Origin of the sequence: Fuscovulum blasticum DSM 2131, from assembly GCF_003034965.1 — a bacterium.
In the GTDB taxonomy this organism is placed as follows: Bacteria; Pseudomonadota; Alphaproteobacteria; order Rhodobacterales; family Rhodobacteraceae; genus Pseudogemmobacter; species Pseudogemmobacter blasticus.
Genome location: NZ_PZKE01000032.1, coordinates 1 through 14,047 on the forward strand (window position 1 = coordinate 1; position 14,047 = coordinate 14,047).

General features: G+C 65.9%; 14 protein-coding genes and 1 tRNA gene. 10 read left to right on the forward strand and 5 right to left on the reverse strand.

What is annotated here, in order from left to right; translation table 11 throughout:
* Positions 1-272: hypothetical protein (locus C5F44_RS17010; protein ID WP_146161978.1), on the reverse strand; the 272-nt coding region annotated here is incomplete at its 3' end.
* 88 nt (positions 273-360) lie between these two features.
* On the opposite strand from C5F44_RS17010, the gene C5F44_RS17015 reads away from it, so the two are divergent.
* The gene (locus C5F44_RS17015; protein ID WP_412917560.1) at positions 361-840 is read left to right on the forward strand and encodes an Lrp/AsnC family transcriptional regulator; all 480 of its coding nucleotides are present in this window, start codon (positions 361-363) and stop codon (positions 838-840) included.
* Positions 841-863: 23 nt separating this feature from the next.
* On the opposite strand, the gene C5F44_RS17020 is transcribed toward C5F44_RS17015, so the two are convergent.
* From C5F44_RS17020 to C5F44_RS17030, 3 genes are all read right to left on the reverse strand, one after another.
* Positions 864-3,974, reverse strand: a complete 3,111-nt coding sequence (locus C5F44_RS17020; RefSeq protein WP_107674773.1) for a multidrug efflux RND transporter permease subunit — start codon at positions 3,972-3,974, stop codon at positions 864-866.
* Between the two features lie 3 nt (positions 3,975-3,977).
* Positions 3,978-5,162, reverse strand: coding sequence for an efflux RND transporter periplasmic adaptor subunit (locus C5F44_RS17025; protein WP_107674774.1), 1,185 nt, complete (start codon positions 5,160-5,162; stop codon positions 3,978-3,980).
* Positions 5,163-5,339: 177 nt separating this feature from the next.
* Positions 5,340-5,425 (reverse strand) — tRNA-Leu (locus tag C5F44_RS17030).
* Positions 5,426-5,578: 153 nt separating this feature from the next.
* On the opposite strand from C5F44_RS17030, the gene C5F44_RS17035 reads away from it, so the two are divergent.
* Genes C5F44_RS17035 through C5F44_RS17045 form a run of 3 tightly spaced genes read left to right on the forward strand, consistent with a single transcriptional unit; the run spans position 5,579 to position 7,210 of the window.
* Entirely contained in the window at positions 5,579-6,283 is a 705-nt protein-coding gene (locus C5F44_RS17035; RefSeq protein WP_107674776.1) for a CoA transferase subunit A, read from the forward strand.
* Positions 6,283-6,927 (forward strand): 3-oxoacid CoA-transferase subunit B, encoded by a 645-nt coding sequence (locus C5F44_RS17040; protein ID WP_107674778.1) that lies wholly within the window; start codon positions 6,283-6,285, stop codon positions 6,925-6,927. The genes C5F44_RS17035 and C5F44_RS17040 overlap by 1 nt, the downstream gene beginning before the upstream one ends.
* Positions 6,920-7,210, forward strand: coding sequence for a GNAT family N-acetyltransferase (locus tag C5F44_RS17045; RefSeq protein WP_107674780.1), 291 nt, complete (start codon positions 6,920-6,922; stop codon positions 7,208-7,210). Before C5F44_RS17040 ends, C5F44_RS17045 begins: the two co-directional genes overlap by 8 nt.
* A 299-nt stretch (positions 7,211-7,509) precedes the next feature.
* Here C5F44_RS17045 and C5F44_RS17050 read toward each other — a convergent pair whose 3' ends face one another.
* The gene (locus C5F44_RS17050) at positions 7,510-8,376 is read right to left on the reverse strand and encodes a lytic transglycosylase domain-containing protein (protein ID WP_107674782.1); all 867 of its coding nucleotides are present in this window, start codon (positions 8,374-8,376) and stop codon (positions 7,510-7,512) included.
* Positions 8,377-8,727: 351 nt separating this feature from the next.
* Here C5F44_RS17050 and C5F44_RS17055 point away from each other — a divergent pair, with 351 nt between their 5' ends.
* The 6 genes from C5F44_RS17055 to C5F44_RS17080 form a co-directional block, all read left to right on the forward strand.
* Positions 8,728-8,964, forward strand: coding sequence for a Flp family type IVb pilin (locus tag C5F44_RS17055; RefSeq protein ID WP_107674784.1), 237 nt, complete (start codon positions 8,728-8,730; stop codon positions 8,962-8,964).
* A gap of 198 nt (positions 8,965-9,162) precedes the next feature.
* On the forward strand, positions 9,163-9,363 hold the full coding sequence (locus tag C5F44_RS17060; RefSeq protein WP_107674791.1) for a hypothetical protein: 201 nt from the start codon (positions 9,163-9,165) through the stop codon (positions 9,361-9,363).
* A 77-nt stretch (positions 9,364-9,440) separates the two neighbouring features.
* Complete coding sequence (gene cpaB, locus C5F44_RS17065; RefSeq protein WP_107674785.1) at positions 9,441-10,340, forward strand: Flp pilus assembly protein CpaB; 900 nt, start codon at positions 9,441-9,443, stop codon at positions 10,338-10,340.
* A gap of 202 nt (positions 10,341-10,542) precedes the next feature.
* A complete protein-coding gene (locus C5F44_RS17070) occupies positions 10,543-11,937 on the forward strand; it encodes a type II and III secretion system protein family protein (protein ID WP_107674793.1) in 1,395 nt (464 codons plus the stop codon).
* A gap of 4 nt (positions 11,938-11,941) precedes the next feature.
* Positions 11,942-12,601 (forward strand): OmpA family protein, encoded by a 660-nt coding sequence (locus tag C5F44_RS17075; protein WP_107674787.1) that lies wholly within the window; start codon positions 11,942-11,944, stop codon positions 12,599-12,601.
* 250 nt (positions 12,602-12,851) lie between these two features.
* The coding region (locus C5F44_RS17080) for a CpaE/TadZ family protein (protein ID WP_107674789.1) at positions 12,852-14,047 on the forward strand (1,196 nt) is incomplete at its 3' end.

The window sequence follows — 14,047 nt, forward strand, 5'->3', positions numbered from 1 at the left end:
ATGGTTTCGGCATCGGGCACGCGCAGCAGGGCTTCGGCCAGGCACATCAGGGCGATGCCTTCGTCGGTGGAAAGGCCGTATTCGGCCAGGAACACCTCCATCAGCCCGGGCTTGCCGCCGGCGCGGATGCGGGTGACCAGGGCGGCGGCCTCGGTGGTGATGCGGGCGCGGGCCGAGGGGGTAAGGGCGGCCTCGGCAATGAGGCGGCGGACGAGGGTGGCCTCGTCGGCAAGGCTTTCGGTGGTGATGGTGGTCCAAGCGTTGGCGGTCATGGGGCGCTCCTGTCCGATCGGGGCAGGATACAGGGGATAGGGCGGGCTGTTTTCCTGATGTTGGCATGATATGCAGGCGGAAAGCCGGATGTTATGGGGTTTTCCGATGCGGAATGGCGGCGTGGAGCTGGACGGATTCGATCAGGCGATCCTGCGGGTGCTTGCGGCCGAAGGTCGCATCAGCGCGGTGGATCTGGCGCGGCGGATCGGGCTGTCGAAAAGCCCGACGCAGGCGCGGATGAAGCGGCTGGAGGAGGCGGGGGTGATCGCGGGCTATCGCGCCATCCTGGACCCGGTGAAAACGGGGCAGGCGCATGTGGCCTTTGTCGAGGTGCGGCTGAGCGACACGCGCGAGGCGGCGTTGCAGGCGTTCAACCGGGCGGTGCGGCTGGTGCCCGAGGTGGAGCAGTGCCACATGATCGCCAGCCGCTTCGATTACCTGATGAAGGTGCGGACGGCGGATATTGCCGATTACCGCCGCGTGCTGGCCGAACGGATCAGCGCGCTGCCGCATGTGGCGCAGACATCGACCTATGTGGCGATGGAGGCAGTGAAAGAGGCGCTGTAGCGTCCTGCCCCACCGCCTTTGCCTTAGGCGGCGTTGGCAAGTTTCAGCGGGAAGACCCGGCGCACGCAGACGTAAAGGCCGGGGATGATGAACACGCCCAGAACGGTGGCGGCCATCATGCCGCCCAGCACCCCGATGCCGATGGCGTTCTGCGCCCCCGCCCCGGCGCCGCTGGCGGTGGCCAGGGGCACGATGCCCAGGATGAAGGCGAAGGAGGTCATCAGGATGGGGCGCAGGCGCTGGCGGGCGGCTTCCAGCGTGGCCTCGATCAGCGTCTGTCCCTGCCGTTGCAGGGATTCGGCAAATTCGACGATCAGGATCGCGTTCTTGGCGGCCAGGCCGATGGTCGTCAGCAGGCCGACCTTGAAATAGACATCGTTCGACTGGCCCATCAGCAGCGCGGCGGCCAGCGCGCCCAGGATGCCGACCGGCACCACCAGCATGACCGACAGCGGCACGGTCCAGCTTTCATAAAGCGCGGCAAGGCAGAGGAAGACCACCAGAACCGAGATGGCGTAAAGGAAGGGCGCCTGACTGCCCGAGAGGCGTTCCTGATAGGACAGGCCGGTCCAGGCGGCGCCATAGCCGCCCGGCAGCTTGGCCACCAGTTCCTCCATCGCATCCATCGCCTCGCCCGAGCTGACGCCTTCGGCGGGGCTGCCCGAGATTTCCAGCGCCAGCGTGCCGCCATAGCGCGCAAGGGTGGAGGGGACGTTTTCCCAGGCCAGGCTGGTGAAGGCCGCGAAGGGCACCATTTCGCCATCGCGATTGCGGGCCGACCAGTCGTGAATGTCGTCGGGCTGCATCCGCCATTCGGCTTCGGACTGCACGATGACCGGGCGCAATTCGCCGTCCATCTGGAAATCGTTGACCTCGGTGCCCGAGAAGATGGTGGCCAACATTCCGTTCACCTCGGACAGGGTGAGGCCGAAGCTGTCGGCCTTCTGGCGGTCGATGTCGATCCGCATGGCGGTTTTCGAACTGTCCTCGTTGCCGCGCAGGCTGGTCACGCGGCCATCGGCGGTGGCATCGGCCACCAGTTGATCGGCCGCCGCCTTGAGCGCATCGGCCCCGCGGCCGCTTTGGTCGATCAGTTGCATGGTGAAGCCCGAGCTGTTGCCCATGCCCTGAATGGCCGGCGGTTGCAGCACCAGGACCGAGCCGCGACGGATGGTCTTGCGGAAATGGGCGTTGGCCCGTTCGGCAATGGCGCTGGCGGCAAGCCGGCTGTCGGCGTTGCGGATGTCGAAATCCTTGAGACGGACGAAGACCATGGCGGTGTTCTGCGCCGTGCCGCGAAAGCCGAAACCAAGGGTGGCGAAGGTGGTTTCCACCGCCTCGGGTTCCTGTTCCAGCATGTAATCCTCAACCTGCTTGACCAGCGCCAGCGTCTGCGACGAGGTGGCGCCTTCGGGCATGTTGATGCGCGTCATCAGCACGCCCTGATCTTCCTGCGGCAGGAAGGACGACGGCAGGCGGGCGAACAGGCCGGCCACCAGCACCCCCACCACGGCCAGCGCGACCATGGTGGCGAAGGGCCAGCGCAGGATGCGGCGGTTCACGCCAAGGTAGCCGCGTGTCATCCGGTCGAAGTTGCGGTTGAACCAGCGGGCGGGGGCGATTTCATCCCCGGGCCGGTGCGGCCGCAGAAGCGAGGCGCAGAGCGCCGGCGTGAGGATCAGCGCCACAAAGACCGACAACACCATGGCCGAGATGATGGTGACGGAGAACTGCCGGTAGATGATGCCGGTGGAGCCGGACATGAAGGCCATGGGCAGGAACACCGCCGAGAGCACCAGCCCGATGCCGATCAGCGCGCCGGTAATCTGGCCCATGCTTTTCTCGGTGGCCTCGACCGGGCCAAGGCCGTCTTCGCGCATCACCCGTTCGACATTCTCGACCACGACGATGGCATCATCGACCAGAAGGCCGATGGCCAGGACCATGGCGAACATGGTGAGTGTGTTGATGGAATAGCCCAGCGCCGCCAGCACCCCGAAGGTGCCCAGCAGCACCACCGGCACCGCCAGCGTGGGGATCAGCGTGGCGCGCCAGTTTTGCAGGAAGATCAGGATGACGAGGAAGACCAGAATGATCGCCTCGATCAGCGTATGCACCACCTTTTCGATCGAGCGTTCGACGAAGGGCGAGGTGTCATAGGCGTATTCGATGCGGACGCCTTCGGGGAAGGCATTGGCCATGCCGTCCAGCGTGGCCCGCACGGCGGCGGTGGTTTCCACCGCATTGGCGCCGGCGGCCAGGTTGATGCCGAAGCCCGAGGCGTTCTGCCGGCTGAAGCGACTGTCCGAACCATAGCGCTGCTGGCCGATCTCGATCCGGGCCACATCGCCCAGCCGCACCTGCGCGCCCGCATCGCCGGTGCGCAGCAGGATGTTGCGGAAATCATCCACGGTGCGAAGCTGGCTTTGCGCGGTGATGTCGATGGTGAACTGCTGGTCGGGGATGGCCGGGTTCGCGCCCAGCGAGCCGACCGCGACCGAGGTGTTCTGCGACCGCACGGCGGCGGTGATGTCGGATGGCGTCAGCGCGTATTGCGCCAGAAGGAACGGGTCCAGCCAGATGCGCATGGCGTAGCCCGAGCCGAAGGTGTTGATCGAGCCGACGCCATCAACCCGCTGCACCGGGCCGGCGACGGTCTTGTCCAGCATGTCGGCAAGCTGGATCGTGCTGTAACGGCCATCCTCGCTGACCAGCGCGCCGATCATCAGGATCGAGCTGGTGGAGCGCGACACCCGGACGCCGGCGCTTTGCACCGTGTCGGGCAGGCGCGACAGCACCAGTTGCACCTTGTTCTGCACCTCGGTCTGGGCTTCGTCGCGGTCGATGTCCTGTTCGAAGACGATGGTGATCGAGGCGGAGCCGCGACCCGAGGTCGAGGTCATGTAGAGCATCCCCTCAAGCCCGGTCAGCGCATCTTCCAGAACGGTGGTGACCGAGTTCTGCACCGCATCCGCCGAGGCGCCGGCATAGGTGGCCGAGATGCGGACGGTGGGGGGCGACACCTCGGGATATTGCGAGATGGACAGCGATTGCAGGCCCAGAAGGCCCGCCAGCATGGTGACGATGGCCAGCACCCAGGCGAAGACGGGGCGGTGGATGAAGAAACGCGCCATGGGTCAGTTCCCGGCGGCGGGGGCCGGGGCCGCCTGCGGCGCGGCGGCATCGGTGATCACGCCTTCGGGCGACAGGGTGACGGCGACGGGGGCGATCTCGGTGCCGGCGGCGAGCGAGTCGATGGAATCGACCAGCAGGCGGTCGCCGTCCTTGAGGCCCTGCCCCACGATCCAGGCGGTGTCGGTCGATCCCATCGGTGTGACGCGAAGGGTCTGGGCGCGGTTTTCGGCATCGGCCAGCCAGATCGCGATGGTGCCGTCGGCCTGCAACTGCGCCGCCATCTGCGGGATCAGATAGCCCTCGGCCGTGCCCAGCGTGACCGAGGCGCGCACGAACATGCCGGGAATGATGACGCGGTGCGGGTTGTCGAAGCGGAAGCGGACGCGGACGGTGCCGGTCGAGGTGGAGACGCGGCTGCTGACCGAGGACAGCGTGCCGGTGCCGTCGAACACCTGGCCGTTTTCCAGCATCAGCCGCACGGCCATCCGGTCGCCGGGCTTGACCGCGCCGCTTTCGATGCGGGCGCGCAGGTCCAGCATCCGCGCGCTGGCTTCGGACAGATCGACATGGATCGGGTCCAGCGCCGTGACGGTGGTCAGCGCGGTGGACTGGCCCGAGGTGACCAGATCGCCGACCGAGACCTGCGCCACGTCGGGCACGCCGGCCACCGGGCTGCGGATCGTGGTGCGGTCCAGCGCGATGCGGGCGGTTTGCAGGCTGGCCTCGGCCACGGCGACGGCGGCTTCGGCCTGTGCCAGCGTCCTTCGGGCGTTTTCCAGCGCCTCGGCGGTGACGCCGGTGCCGACCAGCTTTTCATAGCGTTGCAGGGCGGCGCGGGCCGGGCCAACGGCGGCCTCGGCGCTACGCAGGTTGGCCTCGGCGGCGGCGACGCTGGCCTGGTAGGTTTGCGAATCGATGGCGAACAGCGGGGCGCCGGCGGCCACCTCGCGGCCCGGTTCATAAAGGATGGCGGTGATGACGCCATCGACCAGCGGCCGGACCGAGGCATCCTCGACCGCGGTGGCCTGGCCGGTCAGCGTCACCTCGACCGGCACCACGCCGCGCGCCAGTTCGATGACGCCGGCCTTGCGCGGCCCGCCGCCGCCGGGCGGGGTCTGCGCCCCGGCCGCAAGCGCGCAGGCCAGCAGAAGAAGCGGAGCAAGGGTTCGGGCGGCAAATGTCTTCATCCGGCAATCCTGTCGGTGGGCCTGTCGGCGGGTGCCGTCCGTCACGGCAAGGGGGCGGCCCGCCGTCGGCGCAAGGCCGGCGCGGGCGGGGCAAGGCTATCAGGAACGCGGCGGGGGGAAACCCCCGGGAAGAACACAACGCCGTCAGGCGCCAGCACGGGGCCCGGTCGGCGCGACTGGTGCCCGCGGCCGGACTTGAACCGGCACGGCCTTGCGGCCTGGGGAGTTTAAGTCCCCTGTGTCTACCATTTCACCACGCGGGCACGGGCCGCGCCACAATAGCGGGCGGGGCGGCGGGGGAAAGGGGGGCGATGCGCGGCAGAGGCCGGGCAAGGCTCTGGTGCCGCGCCGCGGCGATTGACATCGCGGGGCACCGCCGCCTTTATGGCGGGCAAAGATTTCGCGGGGGGTTCCACATGAACAAGGTCTACCCGAGCGCCAGCGCCGCGCTTGAGGGTCTGTTGCAGGACAACATGCTGATCGCCGCCGGCGGCTTCGGCCTGTGCGGCATTCCCGAACTGCTGATCGCCGCCATCCGCGATGCCGGCGTGAAGGGGCTGACGGTCGCCTCGAACAACGCGGGGGTTGACGGGTTCGGGCTGGGCCAGCTTCTGGAAACCCGGCAGGTGAAGAAGATGATCTCGTCCTATGTGGGCGAGAATGCCGAATTCATGCGGCAATACCTGAGCGGCGAGCTGGAGCTGGAGTTCAACCCGCAGGGCACCCTGGCCGAGCGGATGCGGGCCGGCGGCGCGGGCATCCCCGGCTTCTACACCAAGACCGGCGTCGGCACGGTGATCGCCGAGGGCAAGGAGCACCACGATTTCGACGGCCAGACCTATATTCTGGAACGCGGCATCGTGGCGGACCTGTCCATCGTCAAGGCCTGGAAGGCGGACCCCAGCGGCAACCTGGTGTTCCGCAAGACCGCGCGCAATTTCAACGTGCCGGCGGCGACCTGCGGCAAGGTCTGCGTGGCCGAGGTCGAGGAAGTGGTGCCGCTGGGGTCGCTGGACCCCGACACCATCCACCTGCCCGGCATCTATGTGCATCGCATCGTGACCGGCACCCACGAGAAGCGGATCGAACAACGCACCGTGCGCAAGAAGGAGGCCGTGTGATGGCCGGAGAGAGCAAGGGCTGGGACCGCAACCAGATGGCCGCGCGCGCGGCGCAGGAACTGCGCGACGGCATGTATGTGAACCTGGGCATCGGGATTCCGACGCTGGTGGCGAACTATATCCCCGAAGGGATTTCCGTCACCCTGCAATCGGAAAACGGGATGCTGGGCATGGGCCCCTTCCCGTTTGAGGGCGAGGAAGACCCCGACCTGATCAACGCCGGCAAGCAGACCATCACCGAACTGCCGCAGACCGCCTATTTCGACAGCGCCACCAGCTTTGCCATGATCCGCGGCGGCAAGATCGCCATGGCGATCCTGGGCGCGATGGAGGTCAGCGAAACCGGCGATCTGGCGAACTGGATGATCCCGGGCAAGCTGGTCAAGGGCATGGGCGGCGCGATGGACCTGGTGGCCGGCGTGGGCCGCGTGGTGGTGGTGATGGACCACACCTCGAAACACGGGGAATCCAAGGTGCTGAAGGCCTGCACCCTGCCGCTGACCGGCAAGGCGGTGGTGAACCGGATCATCACCAACCTGGGCGTGCTGGATGTGGTGCCGGGCGGGCTGAAGATCGTGGTGCTGGCCGATGGCGTGACCGAGGCCGAGTTGCGCGCCGCAACCGAGGCGACGATCCTTGGCTGAGCATCAGGTCCAGCGCGAGCACGGCGAAACCAAGGGCCGCTTCGTCATCCGCAAGGGGGGCGAGGAGGCCGAGCTGACCTATTCGGTCACCACGCCGACGCTGATCATCGCAGACCATACCGGCGTGCCCGACAGCTTTCGCGGCACCGGCGCCGGGCTGGCGCTGGTCGAGGCGCTGGTGGCGGCGGCGCGGGCCGAGGGGTTCAAGGTGGTGCCGCTGTGCCCCTTCGTGAACGCGACCCGCAAGAAGCACCCCGAATGGGCCGATGTCTTCGCGGCCTGACGCCGGGCCGGGGGGCGCTGCCCCCGACGCCCTGCGGGCGTCCCCCCCGGGATATTTGCGTTCTGAAAGAAGCCCCGTTCAGTCTTTCTTAACCCTTCCGGCGCAGTCTGGCAGGGCGGTACAGGCTGGGAAGCCGATGACCGCTTCTGGAAGAGGTGGCGCGCCCCGCGGCTGGAGCAATCCCCCGACGGGGCGCCCCGTTCCCTGCCCCCTGCCTTCTTTCAGAAGGAAAATATCCCGGGGGTGAATTGGCCCGGGCACCGGGCCAAGAGGGGGCGGCGCCCCCTTCTGCCCTGCCCTTACCCGCCCGCCGACAGCACCTTGAAGACGCAGGGGTCTGTCACCAGTTCGGGCGGCGTCAGGCACAGGCCCTGCGCCACCTGCCAGGCGGCCAGAACCTTGGGCACATAGTCGCGCGTTTCGGCATAGGGCGGCACGCCGCCGTTCTTGCGCACCGCGCCCTCGCCCGCGTTATAGGCGGCCAGCACCATCAGCGGATCATTGTCGAATTCATCGAGCAGCCAGTCGAGATAGGCGACGCCGCCCTTGATGTTCTGCGCGGGCACCGTGCTGTCGGCCACGCCGAAGCGCTTGGCGGTATCGGGCATCAGTTGCATCAACCCGGTCGCGCCGGCGCTGCTGACGGCATCGGCGTGGCCGGCGCTTTCGATGCCCATCACCGCCAGCACCAGCGCCGGCGAGACATCGGTGCCGACGGTGGAGACCAGGATGTCGGTGCCGTAGATCTCGGCCAGGGTCTGCATGGATTGCAGGCGGGGTGCGGCCACCTGCTTGCCGCCGGGGCCCATGGACAGCGCGGCCATGGCGGCGGGGAAGCGGCCCGAGACATCGGGCAGGCCGGGGGGGACCAGATCCCAGAACCAGGCGTAGGAGGAGGACGGCGCCGGGCCCGGCACGGCATCGGGCGTTTCAACTGGCTTCGGGGCGGATTTCAGCGCCGGGTCTTTCCAGGCGGTGGCGGCCAGGCGGCGGGCCTGTTCGACCGGGTCGATCTGCACGGTGATCAGCCGGCCCGGCGTGCGGTCGGCGGCCTTGATGCGGCGGAAGGTGAAATCCTCCGGCTCCACGCCGTCTTGCGCCGCGATTCCGTGGGGAAACGCGGCGATCACCAGAATCGCCAGGGTCATGCCTGCCAGAAGACGCATCTTTGCGATGCCTGCTCTTGTTGTTCTGGGCGGGACGCTGCACCGAATCCGGCGCCGCGCCAAGGGAAATTGGGCGCAGATCATGGCAATCTCGCCAGAATTGGCGGCGGGGACACGGTCATCCGCGCAACCGATGGACGATATTGAAATATTTAAACCTGCGTTTACAGGGTGTTAGGCGACAAAATGCCCCCAAGACCGCATTGCCGCAAATCGCCCGCAGACTTCCCCAACCTTGCCACGATTCAGGGGCTTACTGTGTTCATCCCGAAAGGGGACAGGGCAGACCCAGCCGAAAGCCTTGTCTCCCAAAGCGGATGAAACACCTGGCAACCTGAAAAGGATATTACGATGAAACTCCTGAACATCATGAAGCGCTTCCAGAAAGACGAAGACGGTGCCGTGACTGTTGACTGGGTCGTTCTGACCGCCGCCGTTGTCGGCCTGGGCATCATCGTGCTGGCCGCGATCAAGCCGGCGATCACCACCCTGTCAGGCTCGATCGCGACCGAGATCGGCAAGGCCGACGATGGCTTCAGCTCCAGCACCGGCGGCACGGGCGGCACGGGCGGCACCACCAACCCGTAATTGTCCGAAGGGCAACAACACTGCCAGCGGGGCCGCGCCCGAAAAAGGGCGCGGCCTCTTGGCAAGACGACGGCAAGGTTGGGGCCGCCCCGGTCTGTTTGCAGGGCGGAAGGTGGCCAGTGATCGTGCCGGGCTTGGCGATAAAATGCGTTTCCTGACCGGCAGGCCCATCCTGCCCAGCGGCGTTTGGAGAGCCAGATGTTGAAAGCGATCAAGACGTTTCTCGCGAAGGAAGACGGCGCGATCACCGTGGACTGGGTTGTCTTGACAGCCGTGGTCGTGGGATTGCAGGTCATCATTCTGGTCACGACAATGCGCGAATCCCTGGTTGATGTTTCCGGCAAGATTGGGGGCGAGGTTTCCCAGTTCAACGATTACCTCAACTCGGCGGGTGATTGATATGACCGACATGGTCCTTGCTTTGCAGATGGGCGCTGGTCGCATATAGCGGAACCGGGGTTCAGGGGGGCCTGTCGATGAGAGCTGTTTTTGCACTTGTTCTGGTCCTTGGCGTGGCCCTTGCGGGCCTTGCCGTTTACATGACGCAGAACCTGATGAGCCAATCGCAATCGGAACTGGCCCGTGCGCAGGCCTATTTTGACAAGACCGGAAGACTGGTCGAGGTTTATGCGGTTGCCAAACCCCTGAAATTTGGCGACCCGATCACCAAGGCGGATGTGAAGGTGGTTTATGCGCAGGAAAAGGCCCTGCCGCAGGGGGCCTTTCGTGTGTCGGCGCAGACGGCCAGCGATACGAATGCGGCGCCGGCGTCCGAAGGCGGCAAACCGCTGCCGCTGCTGTTTCCGCCCAATGCCGACAAGCCGCGTTTCGTGACCCGCTCGATGGTGGAGAACGAGATCGTTCTTGTGTCACGCGTGACCGAACCCGGTTCGGTGGCGGGCCTGACGGACAAGATCGCCCCCGGGATGCGCGCGTTCCAGATCAAGGTGGATGTCGCCTCGGGTGTGGCGGGCTTTGTCATGCCCGATGACCTGATCGACGTTTACTGGACCGGCTCGGCCGACGGGGACGGCGAAGTGACGCGGCTGATCGAAGCCGCCGTGCGCGTGATGGCGGTGGACCAGTCGTCGGACGAAAGCGAAGTCAACAAGAACGAAATGGCGCGGACCGTGACGGTTGCGGTGACGCCCGAACAGGTGGCGCGGCTGGCCCAGGCACAGGCGACAGGGCGGATGTCGATGTCGCTGATCGGCCGGGGCACGGAAGAGACGGCCGACCTGGTGCAGGTGGACAAGAACGCCCTTCTCGGGATCGAGCGCAAGGAAGTTGTCAAGACAGAGGCGCCCGAGGTCTGCACGGTGAAGACTCGCAAGGGGGCGGAAGTGGTGGACATCCAGATCCCCTGCAATGATTGAATCAGACCCGCCCATCGCAACCCCTACATGATATTGCGTCAGCCCCAGTCATTTTAACCAATCATTGCGCTGTTGCAGGTTGTCCACATAAAGATCAACCTCCAACTGTTTGATTCTTGAATTAAACTGCGGTTTCTGCACAATGGCGCGCAGTTATGGGCAGCAAGACCCACACCGGGGCGTGATCGAAAGGGCAGATCACATGAGCATGAAAACAGTCATTACGGTCGGGCTGTTCGGGGCGGCACTTGCCGTATCCGGGCTGGCGCCGGCCTCGGCCGAAGTCCTGAAAGTTCAGACGGGACAGGCCTCGAGTGCCTTGAATGTGCCGATGAACCGCGCCGTTGTGGTGGAAAGCGATGTCCCGTTTGCCGAACTGTCGATTGCCAACCCCGGCATTGCCGACATCTCGACGCTTTCGGACAAGTCGATCTATGTGCTGGGCAAGGCCCCGGGGCGCACGACGCTGACGCTGCTGTCGGCGGACGGGAAGCTGATCTCGAACGTCGATGTGCATGTCACCCCCGACATTGCCGAGTTCAAGGAACGGTTGCAGCAGATCCTGCCGGGCGAGAAGATCGAGGTGCGGACGGCGAATGACGGGATCGTGCTGTCGGGCACGGTCAGTTCGACCATGAAGCTGGACCGGGCGCTGGATCTGGCCAACCGCTATGCGCCGGACCGGGTGTCGAACCTGATGATGGTGGGCGGCACGCAGCAGGTGATGCTGAAGGTGCGCTTCGCGGAAATGCAGCGGTCGGTGTCGAAAAGCCTGAACGGATCGTTCGGGGCGCAGCGGACCGGCAGTTCGCATTTCGGCGGCGCGGTGGCGGGCAACATTGACGGCATCAACAACGTGCTGGCCGGGTCGACCGTGACAACCACGGCCAAGGGCGCGCTGGGCCTGGGGTTCAACGTCGGCGCGATCGAATTCGGCGTGCTGCTTGAGGCGCTGGAATCCAAGGGCATGGTGCGGACGCTGGCCGAACCGAACCTGACCGCCCTGTCCGGGCAGGAGGCCAAGTTCCTGGCCGGCGGGGAATACCCGATCCCGGTTCCTGATCAGGACGGCGCGATCACCATCCAGTACAAGCCCTTCGGGGTTGAGCTGAACTTCACCCCCGTGGTGGTGGATGGCGATGTCATCAACCTGACCATCAACGCGGCGGTCAGTTCGATCGACACGGCGGTGACCTTCGAAGCCGACGGCTTCTCGGTTTCGGGCTTCAAGCGGCGCGAAACCTCGACCACGGTCGAGATGCGGGACGGCGAAAGCTTTGCCATTGCCGGCCTGTTGCAGGACGACTTCCGCAATGCCAACGGGCAGGTGCCGTGGCTGGGCGACGTGCCGATCCTGGGGGCGCTGTTCCGCAGCGCGGATTACCAGCGGTCGCAGACGGAACTGGTGATCATCGTGACGCCGCATCTGGTGACGCCGGTCAACGGCGAGGCGCTGGCGCTGCCGACCGACCGCATCCGCATTCCGACCGAGCGCGAGCTGTTCCTGTTCGGCGATGTGGCCAAGCCCCAGAAGGGCGCGGCGGGTGAGGTGGCGCGGCAGGACTTCTCGTCCTCCTACGGCTATGTGATGGAGTGAGGCGATGAAGATCACCCTTTCCCGCGCCATGGCCGCCACTTGCCTTCTGGCCCTTGCCGCCTGCGGCGAGACCACCACCAGCTTTGACCGCGAGCAGGGCGCCGAGGTGGACAAGGGCAGCTTCGGCGATGCGACGATGCACAATACGCTGCTGCAAAGCGGCGAGATGGAATACACGATCGCGCTGGCCCAGCGCTTTGCGGCCGAAGTGCCCGACACGGTGAACTTTGCCTTCGACAGCGCCGTTCTGACGCCGCAGGCGATGGAGGTGCTGCGCAAGCAGGCCGGCTTCATCCGCCAATTCCCCGAGGTGCGCTTCAAGGTCTTTGGCCATACCGACCTGGTGGGCAGCCAGAAGTACAACTACAACCTTGGCCTGCGGCGGGCCCGCGCGGTGGTGAACTACCTGACCTCGCAGGGCATCTCGAAATCGCGGCTTGAGGCGGTGGTCAGCTATGGCAAGACGCGGCCGATCATCCAGACCAGCCAGCCCGAGGAACGCAACCGCCGCACGGTGACCGAGGTTTCGGGCTTTGTGAAAAATGCGCCGCTGGTGCTGAACGGCAAATATGCGGCGATCATCTGGCGCACCTATGTGGACAGCGCAACGCGGCGGCATCCGGCAAATGTGGAAATCAAGACGCAGGTCGAGGGCGGAAACTGATCGACGCTGCGGATTCAAAGACGAAGGCCGGGCGCAATGTCCGGCCTTTGTTATTGCGGGATCGGAAAGAAATCAAAGATTGACGCCGTTTCGGCCCCAATCTCGCCCATTTCCCCGATCAACCTGCCGATAATGGAACGGTTGCGCTTGGCGGAAACCGCCGTGCGCCCGGTGTCTGGAGACCTGCCCCGGCATGACCTGCGTGCCGGCCTGTGTTCCGGGTGCCGTATTGGTAAAGGACGTAAGGCCTATGACGAGCGTGGCGACCCTTCAGCCGGACCCGGCGCCGATCGTGGCGTGCACCGTCTCACGCGACGTGCAGCAGTTCGAGATCCTGATTGACGACATGGAAGCCGAACTGGGCGAAGCCTGGGGTGACCTTGGGTTCGACGATGCGCTGGTGTTTCTGGATCAGCCCGATTCGGCGGGCCTTGAATTCATTGCCGTCGCGGTCGATGCCGAGGACGAGGGCGACCTGACCCGCATTGCCGCGGTGGTGCGCGCCGCGCGGGAGCATGGGGTGAAGGTGATCCTGGTGGCGAACCAGGTCAGCCCGATGGCGCTGCATCAGCTCATGCGGCTGGGGGCCGAGGATTTCGTGCCCTATCCGCTGCCGGAAGGCGCGCTGCATGACGCGATCGAACGCATCCGCCAGCCGGAACCGGAGGCGCCGCCCGCCCGCGGCGGCGCGGCCCTGGCCGAGGAAGACGCCCTGCCCGCCCCCAGCTTCAAGGCCAGGGGCGACCGTCAGGGGGTGCTGATGCCGGTGCATGGCATGGCCGGCGGCACCGGCGCCACGACCTTTGCCGTCAACCTGGCCTGGGAACTGGCGACGGTCGATCCCAAGGACGCGCCGCGCGTCTGCCTGCTGGACCTGAACCTGCAATTCGGCGCGGTGGCAACCTATCTGGACCTGCCCCGCAAGGAGGCGGTGTTCGAACTGCTGACAGACATGGGCGCGCAGGACAGCGATTCGCTGCTGCGGTCGATGCAGACCTTCAACGAGAAGCTGCATGTGCTGACCGCGCCTTCGGACATGCTGCCGCTGGACATCGTCTCGGCCGAAGACATGGGCCGGCTTCTGGACATGGTGATGGCCAATTTCGACTTCGTGCTGGTCGACATGCCGACCACCGTGGTGGCCTGGACCGAGGCCGTTCTGAGCCGGGCGCATGTGTATTTCGCCCTGCTGGAGCTGGACCTGCGCAATGCCCAGAACATTCTGCGCTTCGTGCGGGCGCTGAAGGCCGAGGCGTTGCCGCATGAAAAGCTGCGCTATGTGCTGAACCATGCGCCGCGCTTTACCGACCTGTCGGCGAAATCGCGGGCGAAGCGGCTGGCGGAAAGCCTGGACATCGTGATCGAGGTGCACCTGCCCGATGGCGGGCCGCAAGTGACGCAGGCCAATGACCACGGCCTGCCGCTGGCGCTGACGGCCGCGAAGAA